Genomic DNA, 17,033 nt, shown 5'->3' with positions numbered 1-17,033 from the left:
TCCTCGGCGGGCGGCGTGCCGCGGTGGATCTCACCTCGATTCGCGGAACTTTCGGCCGCTTGTGTAGAGCGAAAGGCGGTCCGCCAGCTCGCGGTCGACCGTCCCGCGCCTGGCTTCCAAATGCAGCGCTTCGCGCGCAGTGGCTGCCGCTTCGTCGAAGCGGCCGGCCTCGGCGTAGGCGGCCGCCAGCGTATCCAGCGACAGCGGGTCCTGTCGCGACGTCAGACGGACCGCGCGTTCGCCCACCTCTACAGCCTTTGCGGCATCGCGCACGTCGTCTTCCGGCGATGTGGCGAGCAGCCATCCAAGCCGATTCAGGAGCATTAGCTTGTCGGGTTCCTGCTCGACGGCCAACGCGAACTGCTTCGCCGCCGACGCACGGCGTCCCAGCGCGCCATATGCCTCGCCGAGATTCGCGTGCGCGGTCGACAGTTCGGGGTCGAGCGCGATGGCGCGCTCAAGATGCGGCACGCCTTCTCCAAACCGCTGTTCGGAACAGAGGATCGAACCCAGGTTGAGGTGAGCCTTGGCGACCGGCTCCTTCAGCCGCAAGGCCTCTCGCAGTTGCGTCTCCGCTTCCGGAAGACGCCGCCTGGCGGCGAGCTGGACGCCGTAATTCAGCCGCGCCCTGGGATTGTCCGGGCGCTTGTCCACCGTATCCTGCCAGATCCGCTCCTCACTCCAATAATCCCGATTTCTCTCGAGGGTGAGCACGCCCAGGCCGCCCACCACGCCCGCGAGCGCGAGGACGGCGACGGCCCGGACTGTGCGTCGCGGTCGCACTTCCGGGACCAGCCGCTCGAGCAGACGCTGGCCCAGCGCGTATGTACCGATGACTGCGAGCGCCACGACGGCCACGAGTGCCGTGTACATCCGGCGTTCGGCGGCGATCTCGGTGGCGAGCGGCAGGACGCTGGAAGAGGGCGCGAGCAGCGCGAAGAACCAGGCGGCGGCAAATCCCCACGGCACCCGTCGGACAATAGCGGCAATCGTGGCGCCAAGCAGGACGACGAGGAGCGCCGCCTGCGGCCAGACGTCGAGGACGGATCGCGCCATTGGCCAGCCATCGTAGTCGAGGACGAGAGGAACGGGGACCAACGAGAGCCGCAAGTAGTGCACAATGACGCCGGCCTGCGTCAGCAAGTAGGTCCAGGGCGTCCAGCCCTCGCGGTTCATCCCGATCGAGTGCGGCCACCGTTCCAGCGCGAGGCCGGCCGCGAGCATCACCCACGTCGCGGCCAATCCTGCATAAAGCCGCCACCGTAGTGCTTCGAGTCGCAAGTACCGCGCCGTAACTCTGTCGACCCGATGGGGCATCGTTGCTCCCTCAGCACTACGTCCTGAGGGCACAAATACGTCTTCGTTCTTGTGCATCGAAGGACGTAGCCGCGGAGTGCCGGGCGCCGTCGCGGCCTCCCCTGTCCGGGATCCGAACATCCAGTCCCACACGAAGACGACAAATGGCGCGGTCACCATGGTCTGCTTGCTGCCCATGCCCAGTGTGCACGCGATGATCGCGGCGGCCGTCCACCCGCGTCGCCGCGCCCGATCGATACCCGCATCCGCCCCCCGGATCGCGAAGTACAGCGTGAGGAGGTAGAACAGGCCCATCAGGACCTCGGTCCGTTGCGTGACGTAGGTGACGGCATCGGTGGTCAGCGGGTGGACGACCCACACGAGCGCGACGGCTGAGGCCAGCACGCGCGAAACAGGCCCGAAGCGCGGGCGGAGTCGATCGGACAGGAGCGTGCGCCGGACGACGCCAACGATCGCGAGCGCGGCGAGCACATGCAGGACCAGGTTCACGCAATGGTAGCCCCACACGTTGGCCAGGAAGCGCCTGGTGATATCGGGGGACGCATCGGCGCCGCCTGGCGCCATCACGTCGCGCGACTCGGGAGGCGCCAACGCGTAGTTGACGGCCAGCGTCAGGCTCGCGACCGGCCGCGCCGAGACCGGGCTCTCCGGAGGCGCGGCGAGCGCCCGGGTCAGCGGCCAGAGCGTGCGGATGTTCGGATTGCGCTGGATCGCGAACTCGTCGTCGAAGACGAACACGCCGGCGAAGCTCGTCTGGTAGGCGACGATTGCGGCGACGGCGACGAGGAGCGCAACCAGGGCGGTTGGGGCAAAGCGAGACCCGCTTCGGGGAGTGTGGCCTGTAATGGCGCGACGGGTGGTTCGGTTCCGGCGCGCTCGAGCAGTTCGGCCCATCGTGGTGGCGATCAATCCTGAGTTGGTACACCGGAAGGCGCGCCGCGTCCCGATTGCAAGTCAGCTCGCCAACGGCGCAGGCCCGAGAGATCTTAGCGTACGAGACCCGGCGTACAAACGAAGGGCCCCGCGGATGTGCGACCCACGAGGCCCCAAAAACAAGCCCTAGAGCACGAGGCTCAGAGCCTGAACCCGACAAAGTTCACTAGAACGAGAACTTTGCGCTGATCCGGATCTGCCGGCGACCCTGGTACTGGTCGGGCGTCATCCAGAATGGGTTGTCCCACAGCGCGCCGCCGTAGGCGCCGCCGGCCGTCTTCGGCAGGGTGTAAAGGTACGCCGCGTTCGACACGGTGTACGCGCCAGGCTGATTGACGCTGCCAGGCAGGTAATTCGCGGTGGTGCCCCCGTAGAAGAACGTAATCGGCAGACCGATGTTCGTCTTCGAATAGGTCAGCACGCTGCCGTACTGCTGGTAGTACCAGTTGGTGACGTTCTTGAGGTCGAGGACGTTGTCGAAGTTCGCCTGCAGGCTCAGACGACGTCTGCCGCCCAGTTTGATTTCCTGGGTGAGGACCAGGTCGAGGTTGTTGTACATGGGGAGGCGGCCCAGGTCGTTGCGCCCGTTCGGGAACACCGGGTAGCCGCCGCCGCTGGCGCGAAACACCGTGTTGTTCGGCGAACCGCTCTCCAGGATCCAGTTGGCACCGACCGACAGCCCGAACGTGAAGTCGTAGCTGCCCGAGACCTTGAACTGGTGGGGCCGGTCGGAGTTCAACAGACCTTCCACGAGGTTCTGATTGACGTCGTAGCTCATGACCGTGTTGTCCCACAGCCGGTTGACGTTCGGGGAGTTGCGCCCCCACTCGTCAGAACTCGCCAGGCCGGGGTAGTTGCCGTAGAGGCGGCTGTAGGTGTAGGTGGCATCCGCCTGCCAGTTGTTCGAGAAGCGTTTGCGCAGGTGCAGCTCCACCGCGTCGTAGTTGCGCTTCGTCTTGCCCTCGACCAGGCTCGGGAAACGCGGCTCCATGGCGACCGCGAGGCCTTCGCCGGGATTCGCGATCAGATAGTCCTCAACGAGGGTCTGACCGGTGGGATCCGACCCGAGGTCCGGCGCGTAGATGCCCGTGTCCTCAATTGTACGCGTCGCCCACTTGTGGATGTAGCGCACGCCGAGCGACATCCTGGCGTTCAGCTCGTGATCGAGGCCGATCTGGAAGTCGCCCGTCCGGACCGGCTTGAGGTTCGGGTCGATCCCGGTCATGCCCGGCTGGTTGAAGTAGTCGGCGAAGATTGGGTCGGGCTGGTTCGAGGTGTGCCGCCAGTCGGTGGAGGTGATGAACTTGCCCGGGCAGCCCGTGTTGCCCTCGCCGCACTGGATCGAGGTGAAGTCGTAGGTGTCGAGCGTCCAGTCGTAGGTGACCCAGTGGTCGCCGCCGAAAGAGCCGCGCGGCAGTTCCAGCTTCGTGATGTCGTAGTACCAGCTGTAGCTGCCGTAGAGCTTCCACTTGCTGTCGCCCTTGATGTCGTAGGCGAAGCCCAGGCGCGGCGCGATCTTGTCCTTCATCCCGAAATTGATGCTCATCTGGCAGTTGGGATCCTGCGGCGCGATGGAGCAATCCGGGACGCCGGCTTGCTTGTACGACGGGACGGTTTCGTTCTCGGCGCGGACACCGGCGTTGATCGTCAGCTTGCTGTTGACCGACCAGGTGTCCTGCAACCAGATCGAGTAGTTGTTCGAGTGGACGTTGCCCACCGTGCCGTTCTGCACCAGCTCGTAGTAGCCGTACTTGCCCCTGGAGCCAAGGTAGTCCTGGTTCCAGAAAACCGTCACCTGCGGTTTGGTGAGGCCCGTCCGCACGTCGTTGGCGAACCGCTCGAAGCGCAGCCCGGCCTTGACCGTGTGCTGCCCCGCGAACGACTTGAAGTACGTGCCGTTCACGTTGGCGAAGACACGGTTGAAGATGTTCTTCTCGGTGCCGGCCGACGTCAGCTGGGTGTTGGACCAGCCGGTGGTCTGGCAGAGGCTCGACGGCGCGTCGAGAAGGCCGCAGGGCGATTGGTTGTAGATGTAGCGGACGTCGTTGAACCGAATCTCGGGCGGGGTGGTGTTGTTGTAGAAGAAGTAGCCCGCCGTGGCGTTGATGAACAACGTGGGCGTGATCACCCAGTCGAGGTTACCGGAGTAGCTGTTGTTCCAGGAGTCGCCGCCGTTGTTCACGTAGGTGTTATCGAAGGTCTTCTGGTCGAGCTGGCCGTTGACGAGCGGCAGTGTCGTCGTCGTGTAGCCCTTCATCGGCGCGCTCGCCGCGATCCACGGGTAGTTCGAGTTGTACGCGAAGCCGAGCGGATCGTTATCAGGCTGCAGCGTCGGTATGTTGCCACGATTCTTGTTCTTCTGGTTCGACCCGCTGAACCTGACGCGCATGTTATTGGTGATCTGCGACGTGGCGTTGTAGTTGAGGTAGTTCGAGTAGTCCCACCGCTCGAAGTGGCGGTTGGTCTGCTGCGGGTCGTTTATGAAGATCGCGTCGTGCGAGTAGTTGTTCTTCGCATAGGACCAGCCTGCGTAGTACCACAGCTTGTCCTTGAAGATCGGGCCGCCGAGGTCGGCGACCGGACTGAGGTATCTCCACGCGTTGTCGGGCGCGAGCAAGTCGGCACTGCCGACGCACGGAACCACCGCGCCGGCAGGCTTGGTGGCCGTCGCAACCGAGCCGGGAACCGCGCCGAGAGACTGCATCAGCCCGGAGGTCTGGCAGTTGATCCCCTCGGGCGTAAAGCTGGAGGCATTGCCGTTGTAGGCGTACGGATAGAAGCGGTGATAGCCGCGGCGAGCGCCGTAGCCCCAGTCGCCCTGGTCGTAGATGCCGATCGTCCCGCGCATGCTGTTGCTGCCCGACTTGGTGATCGCGCTCACAACACCGCCCGTCGATCCACCGAACTCCGCGTTGTAGCCCGACGACTTGACCTGGACCTCCTGGATGAAGTCGAGCAGCATCGTCTTGCCCTGCGTGCCCCCCTGCAGGTTGGTCGTGTCCATGCCGTCGATGATGAACCGGTTCTCGGAACCCGACGAGCCGTCCACCTGGATGCCGCCCGACCGGCTCTCGTTCTGCGCGCCGGCCGCCGTCGCGACGACAGTGGAGAAGTCGCGCCCCTTCGGGATGCGGTCGATGATGTCCTGGCCTACCGTCGTGAACGACGCATTCTGTTTGGTATCGATCAGCGGCGATTCGCCCGTGACCTGCACCGTGTCAGTGATGCCGCCAACAGCAAGCGATAGATCGACGGACAGTATCCTGCCGAGCGCGATCACGACGTTCGGAACTCTGGCGGGATTAAAGCCCTGCAGTTTCGCGGTGACTTCATATGTTCCCGGCGGAACCGCCGGAAAGCGATACGCGCCCTTGGCGTCGGTAACGGTGTTCAGCACACCGGACGACACCACGTTGCGGGCTTCAACGGTTACGCCAGGTAGAACGGCCCCAGTCGAGTCCTTCACGACTCCCTGGATGCCTCCGCTCTGTTCCTGCGCCCAGGCCCCGCCGGCCAAGCCGACGACCAGCACCAAGGCCAGCGTCCAAATCAGACCCTTTAATCTCATTGATTCTCCTCCTCGATTCATCAGTACTGCCCCCCGGTAAACAGGATGACCGGAGCAACCCCCCGACAGGCTGGTCCAACAGCTTACAGTACAGACTCAAGTCCCGTCGATGAAATAGCAAGATGAGCGCCAGATTCGAGCGAAAGAGACCTTACCAATTCCTTCGAAATTCGCGCCGAATGGCGGCCGGCCCTTCCACGCGATCCAACCCTTCGTATTTTTAGTGCGGAAAGGCGGATCTGTGGAGTTTTTCAGCGGCTGCCGAAACGCCGGATGAGGACCGCCTGCCGACCTCGTTGTTTCGTTTTATGTTCGATAATAGTTACTTGTGCCACGCAGAAGCGATCATCCACTCTTCCCGGGATCGCCACGCTCCAGCGTGGCTCTCGCCGGAGCCGGGCTGGAGCCCGGCGATCCCAGGCGGGTCACGCTGCCAACTGTCCAATCGGTCTCGAGCCTGGGATCGCCACGCTCCAGCGTGGCTCTCGCCGGAGCCGGGCTGTGGAGCCCGGCGATCCCAGGAAGTCGCCGTGACCCAGCCTTGCCGACTCCCGCTTGCCACGCCGAAGCGCTTCGACAGGCTCGAGGCGAAGGCGGGACTCCCGACTCCCCAATCCCCAATCCCTAAGGTATAGTTTCCCCACACGGAGGTGCCATGCGTGTGCTGATGAAGGGCCGACGCTGGTCGATTGCACTGCTCGTGCTCTGCCTGGCGGCGCCCGTCCTGATGGCGGCCCCGCAAACGCCTGGGAGGCCTGCGCGAGGCGAGCGCCCGGACCGGCTGCGGGAAGTCGACGCGACGTCGGCGGCCGATCTGCGCACGTGGGATGCCGAGATCGGCCGGATGGTCCGAGGCCGTGAGCTGCGTCTTCGCGCCTCCGAGACCGATGCGCTGGTGGATGGACGAATCCATCAGCGATTCGACCAATACCATCAGGGCGTTCGCGTCTTCGGCGGCGAGTTGGTCCGGCAGCTCGATGGAGCCGAGACGGTTTCGGTGTTCGGCACGGTCTACCCCGCCATCGACATCGACACCACCCCGACGCTCGGCGCGGAGGATGCCGCCGCCGTGGCCTCGGCACTGGGGGGCACCGACCGCGGACCGGCCAGAACTCCGGACCTGATGGTGGTGCCATCCGACGCCGGCGGCTTTGCTCTGGCGTACCGGGTGCGCCTGGCCACCGATGACAACGTGATGGTGTATTTCATCGACGCGCACACCGGCGCGCTGGTGTCGAGCTACAGCGATCTGCAGACCGAGATCGGGACGGGAACCGGCGTGCTGGGCGATCAGAAGAAGGTCAGCACGACGTTCAACAACGGCATCTACCGAACGTGGGACCAAATGCGGCCGGCCACCATCTACACTTTCGACCTGAAGGGCGATCTGACCCGGACGCAGGACTTCCTGTACGGGGTGATCACGCTGGGCGTCCCCGACACGAGCGCCAGTACCGACAACACCTGGACCGATCCAGCTGCGGTCGATGCGCACGCCTACACGGGGTGGACGTTCGACTACTTCTACAAGCGATTCGGCCGGTCTGGCCTCGATGGACGGAACCTGACCATCAAGAGCGTGGTACACCCCGTGGTCCGCGCCGATTGGAACAAGGTCTCCTCGAGCACGCTGAATCTCTATTACCTCAATGCGTTCTACGCCGGCGACGGAATCATGGTGTATGGCGAAGGCCTGCCGCCCGATGCCACCGTCAGCGGGTACAAGTGGAACTACTTCGCCGGGGCGCTCGACGTCGTCGCGCACGAACTCACGCATGGCGTCACCGACTATTCGTCGGGCCTGATCTACCAGAACGAATCGGGCGCGCTCAACGAGTCGTTCTCCGACATGATGGGCACAAGCGTGGAGTTCTACTACCAGCCGGTCGGCAGCGCGTATCTGAAAGCCGATTACACGCTGGGCGAGGACCTCACGACGCCAATGGGTGGGTTCAGGTCCATGGCCAACCCTGGCGCCTTCGGCGATCCGGATCACTATTCGAAGCGGTACACGGGCAAATCCGACAACGGAGGCGTCCATACCAACTCGGGCATTTCCAATCACGCCTTCTACCTGGCAATTGAAGGCGGCACTGATCGCACCTCCGGGCTGAGTGTCACCGGAGTGGGCAGTGCCTCCCGCGACAAGATCGAAAAGGTGTTCTACCGGGCGTTCACGCAGATGTTGCCGGCCGGCGCGACGTTCTCGGTGGCCAGAGCGGCGACCATTCAGGCCGCGCGGGACCTGTACGGCGCTGGCAGCAACGTCGAGCAGGCCGTGACACAGGCGTGGACGGCCGTCGGAGTATCGTGACACTGATACGACGTGGCCGCACTCAAAGGAAGAACGATATGAAGCGACGTTTCATTCTGATCCTAGCGTCGGCGATGGCCCTGGTGGTCCTGGCCGCCGGGCGCGTCGATGCGCAGCCATCAGGCAAGTGGAGCGACGCCGGGTACCTCCATGTGGATGGCGGGGTGCAGACCGCGACGCCTGGATTCACCTCGAATGTGACATTCAAGTTGTACGGTGAAGACGGGACGTTGACGGCCACGTACAAATTCGTCAACGCTGCCCTGATCGCCGGACGCGGGGGCTTCCGGATCTGGGGGAACGTGGGCCTTGGCCTCGGCGTCTCCCGGTTCACCCGGGCGGGCGAAGCCGACATCAGCGCGCGACTGCCCCACCCGTTCTACTTCAGTCAGTTCAGAGACGTGTCGGGAACCGCAAACGGCCTCAAGCGTGAGGAGACCATGGTCTCGGCCGAGCTGTCATGGCTCCTTCGGCCAGCCGGGGCCCTCGATGTGATGTTGTTTGCCGGGCCCGCCTACTTCACGACGCGCCAGGACATGGCCACGCTGCCGCGCTATACCGAATCGTATCCATTCGACTCGGCGACGTTGACCGGTGTCGAGTCCCGGACGGTCAACAAGACGGGCGTAGGCTTCACGGCCGGTCTCGATCTGTCCTATCTGTTCAACACGCACATGGGACTCGGCAGCCTGGTCCGGTTCTCGCGGGCCACCGCGACGTTCTCGGCAGCCGCTGGCAGTGAATCCAGCGTGAGGTTGGGCGGCATCCAGGCAAGCGCGGGCCTCCGCATCCGCTTCTGACGTCCAGGGCGGTGCCGCCGACATTCGCCTCGCGCGTGCTGGCGGCACGCCCAGTGGAACCCTCCAGTCCTGGCGAAGGCCCGAAGAGGCGGGAACTGTCCCCGCCAAAGCTCCGTATCCCCTGAGCAGCGGTCGCGTGCCAAACACTAGTTATTCTGGCGCGCGAGGCAACGCAGAGGGGGCATGATTACGTCAAACAAGACGGAAGCCGATCGGACGGACCGTGATCTCGCGGCGCGGTGTAGACGAGGCGAGATGGTGGCGTTCGAAGAGCTCTATCGGCGTCACAGCGGGCGGCTGTACAACGTGGCCTATCGCATGACGGGGAGCGCGGCGGATGCCGAGGATCTGTTGCAGGACGTGTTTCTGCAGGTGTACCGCCGGATCGACAGCTACCGTGGCGACGCCGCCCTCGGCACGTGGCTCTACCGGCTGGCGGTCAATGCCTGCCTGGACCACCTGCGAAGCCACCAGGGTCGGCAGCGGAAGGCCACCGACTTCATCGACGACGTCGAAGGCCTGGAGCCCGTGGCCAGCCCATCGTGGCAGCCGGACCGTGCACTCGACCGGATCGACCTCGAATCGGCCATCTCGCGACTGCCGCCAAGCTACCGGACGGCATTCGTGCTGCACGACGTCGAGGGACACGAACACCGCGAGGTGGCCGACATGCTCGGCATCGCGGAGGGCACGTCGAAATCGCTGCTGCACAAGGCCCGCGTCCGTCTGCGGGCGTTCCTGCGGGGCGGTCCTGCCGATGAGGCCCGGCGGCCGGCGGCAGCATCGACCACGGCTGGCGCGGATGGAAGGCGCGGAGAACGGTGATGGACACCAAACGACCAACAGCTCTGACCTGCGAGCGGATGGCGCCACTGGTCGACGACTTCGTTGACGACCGTCTTGACCCGGCCGCGCGCGAGCAACTCGACTCCCACCTGGCTGGATGCGAATCGTGCCGCCGCATGGCCGATGATCTGCGCGAGATCCGGCGTGGCACCAGGGCTCTGCCAACGCATGCACCGCGGCCCGAGGTGTGGGCGCGGATTGCGGGTCAGTTGGCGGCGCAGACGCCCGCGAGATCCCGGACATTCTGGACGGGCGCGCGTGTCGCGATGGCCATGGCGGCTGTGATGGTCCTGTCGGTGGTCACCAGTGTCGTCGTGCTGCGAGGGCCTCGGCCGGAGACGCAGCCAACAACACCCGCACAGACCGCTCCTGCCCAGACCGCCGCAGCCGCAGTGCACCCTTCCGCGCCTGCCACCGTCAAAGACGTTGACGAGCACTTGCGGATAGCCGATGCCAACTACCAGCAGGCCATCACCGGACTCGAGAAGATCGTCACCTCTGAGCAGGCAGCGCTCGACCCGGCCGTGGCCGCTACGCTCCAGAAGAACATGGGCATCATCGACCAGGCGATCCGCGAGAGCCGGGCAGCCATCAAGTCGCAGCCGACGAGCCAGCTCGCCCAGACGAGTCTGTTTGACGCGCTGCGGCAGAAAGTCGCGCTGCTCGAAGACACCATCGCGCTCATCAACGTCATGAGAAAGGGCGACCAGGCGGGCGCGGCCAAAATCATCGGGGGCCTGAGCAAATCGTAAGTCCTTCGATTCATAAGTTCGGCGACGAACTTATTCCCTCAGGACTTAGTGCTGAGCGAGCGTCTTGGCCGGATCATCTCGCGAGAATACGCAACCGTAATTGCGAGTCGAAACACTAAGCAGGTGACATCATGAAGACACATCGATTCCTCGCACTTCTCGCAATCGCCGGTGTGGTGCTGCTGGCGGGATCCGCGCGCGCCGCCGTGCCGGCCAACGCTGCGCCATCCATTCTCGACGCCGACCAGCAGACCGAGAAGTTCTCGAAGACGGTTCCGCTCGCCAAGGGCGGCGCCTTCGACCTGTCGAACATCTCCGGCACCATCGTCATCACGGGCGGATCGGGCGATCAGGTGGTCATTGACGCTGTCAAGAGGGGCCGGAGCGCCGAGGAGCTGAAGGAAGTGACCATCGAGGTCGCGACCACGGCCAACCGCGTCGACGTGCGAACGCGCTACCCCGAAGGCCGGGGCATCAGAGTGTGGGTCGACTATACGGTGACGGTGCCCAAGTCGGCTGCGATCAATGTGAAGTCGATTTCGGGCGACGAGAAGATCTCGGGTCTCGACGGCGAGATCCACGTCAACAGCATCAGCGGCAACGTCTCGGTGGCCTCCGCGACCGACGTGCGAGCCGTCAAGTCGGTGTCCGGCGATGTCCACGTCCAGGCGTCGAAGTCGACCGCCGCACTGAGCGTGAGCAGCGTCAGCGGCAACGTGAAACTCAACGATGTCACAGCCAGCGAAATCCAGGTGAACAGTGTCAGCGGCGATGTGACCTGCGAGGCGATCACGACGACACGCGTGGCGGTCAAGACCGTGAGCGGCGGCGTGACGTTCGGCGGCTCCCTGGCCAAAGGGGGACGGTACGAGCTCGCCTCGCACTCCGGCGACGTCACGATCTTCGCCAGCGACAAGATCGGCATCGAGGTCTCCGCCTCGACCTTCAGCGGGGAGGTCACGAGCGATCTGGCACTGAAGCTGAAAGCCGGAGGGGACGCCGCGCCGGGCCGCGGCCGGCGGATGCGTCAGTCGATGCAGGGCATCTTTGGTGACGGCTCCGCCATGTTGCAGCTCACTTCGTTCAGCGGAAACATCAGGATCGTGAAGAAGTAGCCGGGATTAGGGATTCGGGGAATCCGAGCCGAGAGTCCCCCTGGGAACGCCGGGCTCCAGCCCGGCTCCGTCAAGGCCACGCTGGAGCGTGGCGATCCCGGGGAAGACAATCGCTATTCAGGATCCTTGGTTCTTGCAGGCGCGAGGCGCTACGCGATTGGCTCAACCAGGAGCGGTGTGCCGGGCAGACGGTCCGGCAGCCGCTCCTGATCTTTGTACTGGAGCAGATACAGCCGATAGTAAATCCCTCGCAGCGCCAGCAGCTGTTGGTGCGTGCCGGACTCCCGCAGTTGCCCCTTGTGCAAGACCAGGATCTTGTCCACGTCCTGAATGGTCGATAGCCGATGCGCGATCGCCATGGTCGTTCGGCCGGCCATCAGGACGTGCAGCGCGTCCTGGATCAGCAGCTCCGTTTCCGTGTCGACACTCGACGTGGCCTCGTCAAGGACGAGAATCCGCGGGTCGAACGCGAGCGCGCGGGCGAATGACAGAAGCTGCTTCTGACCCGTCGACAGCGTGGCGCCCCGTTCGGCCACGGCCGTGTCGAAGCCCTTCGGCAGCCGGTTGATGAAGCGATCTGCGTGCACCGCGCTGGCGGCCGCCCGCACGCGCTCGTCGTCAATACTCGCGTCGCCGAGGCGGATATTGCCGCCAATCGTCCCCGAGAAGACGTGCACATCCTGGAGCACCAGACTGAACAGGCGCCGCAGTTCGGCCAACTCGATGTCGCGGATGTCGACACCGTCCATCAGCACCCGCCCGCGGCTCACCTCGTAGAACCGCATCAGCAGGTTGATGATCGTGCTCTTCCCCGCTCCGGTCGCGCCGACGATGCCGACGCGCTCGCCGGGCTTGACCTCGAACGACACATCGCGGAGCACATAGTCGTCGCCGGCGTAGGCGAACCACACGCCGTCGAACACCACGTGCCCTCGCCACGCCGTGGCCCTGACCGGTGCGGTGCTGGCAATGACGACCGGCGTGTCGAGCAGCGTGAAGATCCGCTCGGAGGCCGCCATGGCCGACTGCAGGATGTTGAACTTCTCCGACATGTCGCTGATCGGCCGGAAGAAGCGCTGTGAGTACTGGATGAAGGCGACCAGCGTGCCCAGCGTCACGGTGTGTGAGACCACGTCGCCGCCGCCGCGCCAGATGATGAGCGCTGTGGCCAGCGCGCCGACCACTTCGATCGCCGGGTAGAACACGGCGTAATAGAAGATCGAGTCGATGTTCGCGTCGCGATGCCCCCGGTTGATCTGGTCGAAGCGGCCGTAGTTGCGCGCCTCGCGGCGGAACAGCTGCACGGTGGCCATCCCCGTGATGTTCTCCTGGAGGAAGGTATTGATCTTCGCGATCCACGTGCGCACCGTCCGGTAGGAATCGCGCACGTTGCGGCGGAACCACTGTGTGACGAGGACGATCAGCGGGAGCACCGAGAACGCGACCAGCGCGAGCCGCCAGTTCATCGTGACGAGCACGATCATGATGCCGGCCAGAGTGAAGATGTCGCCGAAGACCGACACGACGCCGGAGGTGAACAGGTCGTTGAGGGCGTCGACGTCGGTGGTGACACGCGTCATCAGGCGGCCCACCGGATTGCGATCGTAGAAGGCGACGTCCAGCCGCTGCAGGTGCCCGTAGATCTGCATGCGCAGGTCGTACATGATGCGCTGGCCGATCATCTGCAGCACGAAGGTCTGGATGTACTCGAACACGAACGACCCGACCAGCACGCACAGGAACAGCAGCGCGATGCGGTTCATCCCGTCGACATCGCCGTTGGCGATGTACCGATCGATGGCGAGTTTCATCAGGTAGGGCTGGGCCAGCTGGAGCAGCGATCCGCCCACGATGGCCGCGAACGCGGCGAGCACGGACAGCCAGTACGGACGCAGATATCCCATCAGCCGCCGCATGAGCACGGCGTCGTAGGCCTTTCCGACGATGTCATCTTCCTGTGTGGCCACCCGTTGTCCTTCAGTTCTTGCTTCTTGTACGCGGCCCCCGCCCCCCGTGCCTGCGGGGCGACGGAAACCGCCCTCCCGCCGACACGAGCCAGCGCCCCTACAACGCCTCCTGAAGCTCCTCCTCGAGCATCTGCTTCCGGCACATCTCGGCGTACACCCCGTTTTGGGCGACCAGTTCGGCGTGGCTGCCACGTTCGAGGATCTGCCCGTCGCCGAGCACGACGATCTGATCGGCCTCGCGCACCGTCGAGATCCGGTGCGACACGATAATGGAGGTGCGCTGCTTCATCACCCGCCGCAGCCGCGACAAGATCTCCTCTTCCGTGTACGTATCCACCGCCGACAGCGCATCGTCGAGAATCAGGATGCGTGGGTCGGTCATCACCGCGCGCGCCAGTGCCGTTCGCTGCTTCTGTCCACCCGACAGCGTGATGCCGCGTTCGCCCACGACGGTGTCGTAGCCGGCTGGAAATCCAGCGACGTCCTTGTCGAGTCTGGCAACCGCCGAAGCGCCGGCAACCGTGTGCTCGTCTGCTCCACCGCCAGCCCGCGCACCATCGGCCCGATCGACAGGGCCGCCGTCCTTGCCGCGCGCATGGCCCGCGCTGGCCTCGTCAAGCCCGGTGGTCGCAGGCTGCTGCGCCTGGACTCCGAAGGCGACGTTTTCACTGATGCTCTCGGAAAACAGAAACGGCTCCTGTGACACGAACCCAATCGCGCCACGCAGCACGTACAGCGGGATCTCGCCGACGTCGACACCGTCGATGAACACCGTGCCTGGTGGCGGCTCGTACAGCCGCGGCAGCAGGTTGATGAGCGTGCTCTTGCCCGACCCGGTCGCGCCCACGATGGCGAGCGTGCGGCCGGGCGCGACGCTGAGCGACACATCACGCAGGATGGGCCGGCCGTCATAGGCGAACGTGAGGTTCCGGATCTCGATCGCCCCGTGGATATCTGCCGATTCCCGAAATGCGGTTCCGGCTCTGCTGTCCGAGACGGCCGGCACCTTGGACATCACCTCGAGCATCCGCTTCCACGACGCGGCGCCCCGCTGGAGCATGTTGGTGACCCAGCCAAAGGCGATCATGGGCCAGGTCAGCATGCCGAGATACGCGTTGAACGCGACGAATTCCCCAATCGTCATGCGGTGGCGCATCACCTCGCGGCTGCCCAGCCAGAGCACGAGTAATCCGCCGATGCCGAGCAGCAGCCCGAGGCTCGGATAGAACATGCCCTGGAGTCGAATCAGCCCGAGATTGCGACGCACGTACTCATGATTGGCGTCGCGGAACCGGTCGAGTTCGGCGGACTCCTGGCGATACGCGCGCACGACGCGGACGCCGGCCAGCGCCTCCTGGGCGACCGCACTCAGATCCGACAACTGCGCCTGGATGCGTTCAAAGCGCCGGTGAATCGCGGCTCCGAAATACCGCACGGACACCGACACGAACGGCAGCGGGATAAGCGCAATCAGCGTGAGCCTGGTGTTGATCCGTAGCATCAACGCCAGCGCCACCACGAACACGATGAGGGTGTTGGCCGAATACATCACGGCCGGCCCGATCATCATGCGCACGGCGTTCAAATCGTTGGTCGCACGCGACATCAGGTCGCCGGTGCGACTGGCATGGAAGTACGCCGGCGGGAGGCGCTGCAGGTGCGCAAAGAACGCGTTGCGCAGGTCGTACTCAATGTGGCGCGAAGCACCCACCAGGATCCGCCGCATCAGGAACCGGAACCACCCGCCGACCAGGGCCAGGCCGAGCACCAGGCTCGCGTAGAGTTGCAGTTTGGCCATCGTGACGCCGAGCGTCAGGTCGTCGACCGCATGTTTCAGCACCCACGGGGCGGTGAGCGACATGGCCGTCGAGAGCGCCGTGCATACGAGGCCCAGGGCGAAGCTGCGGCGATAGCGCAACGCGTAGTCGATCAGTTGACGGAGGGGTCCGGTCGCCATGGGTCATCTTCAGCATACCGGAGCGATTGCGGCCTCGGCTACAACGAGCCTCATCCGACTCAATCCCGGACGGAGACGCTATGAGCATCCTCGTCATTGTGGCAGGCGCCAGCGTGATTCTGTGGATCGCCTACAGGACGCACGGCGCGTTCCTCGCGAAGACGGTCTTCCGGCTCGACGACAGCCGCACGACGCCGGCTGTCGAGATGGCCGACGGAAACGATTACGTGGCAATCGATCCCTGGATTCTCGGCAAACCCGCCATCCACCCGGCGATTCCGGTCGTATCGCTGGTCCTGATCGTCCTGGCGGGCCTGATGGCCATCGAAACGACCCTTGCGATTGTCCGCAAGAGAGGGCACGCACCGTCGGCGGCGTAAGACCGCTGCTGTGGTATTCTGCGGATGCCTATCCCAGCAGGCACTCCGTGTGCACATGCGGATGTGTGCTCAGCCGCGGTTCCTTTTTTGGCAGGAGTCTGCGTTATGACGAAGTGCTCGCTGAAAGTTCTGCTGCCCTGCCTCGTGGTCATCCTGGTCGCGGCAGTCACGGTTTCCCCAGCCTACGCCCAGTATCGCCCGATGCCCGCCCCAGGCTCTGCGTCAGCCAGCCAGAAGGGCGAGAGCTATCACGTCGAGATCAGCGCCAACCTCTGGAGCCCGGATCCCGTTTTTGTCGTCTCGAGCGACAGTCTTGGGGTTGCGGGCACCACGATTAACGCCCAGGGGGATCTCGGGATCGTGAAGAAACAGATCTACGACATCCGGATCGTGCTCAAGCCCGCGACCCGGCATAAGTTCCGTTTCGCCTATCTCCCGTTAGCCTACACGTCGACGGCGGCGATCGATGCCACCATCTACTTCAACGGCCGGCAGTATCCCGTCAACGCCCAGATTGCATCCGATCTCCAGTGGAAGACGTACCGGTTTGGCTATGAGTACGACTTCGTGTCGACCAAGTCCGGGTTCTTTGGCGTGGTTCTGGAGGCCAAGGTCACCCAGGCGCAGATTCAATTGAACAGCGTGGTCGGTAACGAGTTCGCCAAGGCGCAGGCGCCCATCCCGGCGATTGGCGCCATCGGCAGGGTCTATCTGGCGCCGGGGTTCTCCATCACCGGGGAGTACACCTACTTCAAGCTGCCGTCGAGTCTCGTCAAGGACACCATCGCGCACTACACCGAGTACGACTTTTACACCACGTTCAACGTCACGAACAACCTCGGCGCGCAGGCCGGTTACCGGAAGATTAATATTGGGGTGACCGTGACCAACGTGCACGGATCGGCGATGCTGAGCGGCCCGTACTTCGGCGGCGTCGTGCGGTTCTAGAAGTCTTGATTGATTCGGATCTGAGTTTTTGAGTCAAGTTTTCTACGCAGCAAGGTGCACCTCCGTCAGATAGGCGTCCATCGCGTGCTCCAGCCGCTGGTAGGCCGCGTGGCCCGCGCGCGATGCGGGCGACGCG

At 64.4% G+C, this 17,033-nt stretch carries 11 protein-coding genes; 7 read left to right on the top strand and 4 right to left on the bottom strand.

Annotation, left to right across the window (positions count from 1 at the left end; translation table 11 throughout):
- Nucleotides 1-30: 30 nt before the first annotated feature.
- On the bottom strand, nt 31-2,211 hold the full coding sequence (locus NT151_09055; protein ID MCX6539066.1) for a tetratricopeptide repeat protein: 2,181 nt from the start codon (nt 2,209-2,211) through the stop codon (nt 31-33).
- Nucleotides 2,212-2,416: 205 nt separating this feature from the next.
- The gene (locus NT151_09050) at nt 2,417-5,818 is read right to left on the bottom strand and encodes a TonB-dependent receptor (protein MCX6539065.1); all 3,402 of its coding nucleotides are present in this window, start codon (nt 5,816-5,818) and stop codon (nt 2,417-2,419) included.
- Nucleotides 5,819-6,473: 655 nt separating this feature from the next.
- Here NT151_09050 and NT151_09045 point away from each other — a divergent pair.
- The 5 genes from NT151_09045 to NT151_09025 all read left to right on the top strand — a co-directional run bounded on the left by NT151_09045 (nt 6,474) and on the right by NT151_09025 (nt 11,645).
- Complete coding sequence (locus tag NT151_09045; GenBank protein MCX6539064.1) at nt 6,474-8,132, top strand: M4 family metallopeptidase; 1,659 nt, start codon at nt 6,474-6,476, stop codon at nt 8,130-8,132.
- A gap of 38 nt (nt 8,133-8,170) precedes the next feature.
- Complete coding sequence (locus tag NT151_09040) at nt 8,171-8,932, top strand: hypothetical protein (GenBank protein MCX6539063.1); 762 nt, start codon at nt 8,171-8,173, stop codon at nt 8,930-8,932.
- A 183-nt stretch (nt 8,933-9,115) separates the two neighbouring features.
- A complete protein-coding gene (locus tag NT151_09035; protein ID MCX6539062.1) occupies nt 9,116-9,757 on the top strand; it encodes an RNA polymerase sigma factor in 642 nt (213 codons plus the stop codon).
- Nucleotides 9,757-10,530 (top strand): zf-HC2 domain-containing protein, encoded by a 774-nt coding sequence (locus tag NT151_09030; GenBank protein ID MCX6539061.1) that lies wholly within the window; start codon nt 9,757-9,759, stop codon nt 10,528-10,530. Before NT151_09035 ends, NT151_09030 begins: the two co-directional genes overlap by 1 nt.
- Before the next feature lie 131 nt (nt 10,531-10,661).
- The gene (locus NT151_09025) at nt 10,662-11,645 is read left to right on the top strand and encodes a DUF4097 family beta strand repeat-containing protein (GenBank protein MCX6539060.1); all 984 of its coding nucleotides are present in this window, start codon (nt 10,662-10,664) and stop codon (nt 11,643-11,645) included.
- Nucleotides 11,646-11,794: 149 nt separating this feature from the next.
- On the opposite strand, the gene NT151_09020 is transcribed toward NT151_09025, so the two are convergent.
- Nucleotides 11,795-13,561, bottom strand: a complete 1,767-nt coding sequence (locus tag NT151_09020; protein MCX6539059.1) for an ABC transporter ATP-binding protein — start codon at nt 13,559-13,561, stop codon at nt 11,795-11,797.
- 148 nt (nt 13,562-13,709) lie between these two features.
- On the bottom strand, nt 13,710-15,569 hold the full coding sequence (locus NT151_09015; protein MCX6539058.1) for an ABC transporter ATP-binding protein: 1,860 nt from the start codon (nt 15,567-15,569) through the stop codon (nt 13,710-13,712).
- Between the two features lie 80 nt (nt 15,570-15,649).
- Here NT151_09015 and NT151_09010 point away from each other — a divergent pair, with 80 nt between their 5' ends.
- Entirely contained in the window at nt 15,650-15,949 is a 300-nt protein-coding gene (locus NT151_09010) for a hypothetical protein (GenBank protein MCX6539057.1), read from the top strand.
- Between the two features lie 105 nt (nt 15,950-16,054).
- Nucleotides 16,055-16,897 carry a YfaZ family outer membrane protein gene (locus NT151_09005; protein ID MCX6539056.1) on the top strand — a complete coding sequence of 281 codons (843 nt, stop codon included), beginning with the start codon at nt 16,055-16,057 and terminating at the stop codon, nt 16,895-16,897.
- Nucleotides 16,898-17,033 lie beyond the last annotated feature (136 nt).

The organism is Acidobacteriota bacterium (genome assembly GCA_026393675.1).
In the GTDB taxonomy this organism is placed as follows: domain Bacteria; phylum Acidobacteriota; class Vicinamibacteria; order Vicinamibacterales; family JAKQTR01; genus JBAXOX01.
Note: the sequence above shows the minus strand (reverse complement) of the source record. Positions and strands in the feature narration are given on the sequence as shown.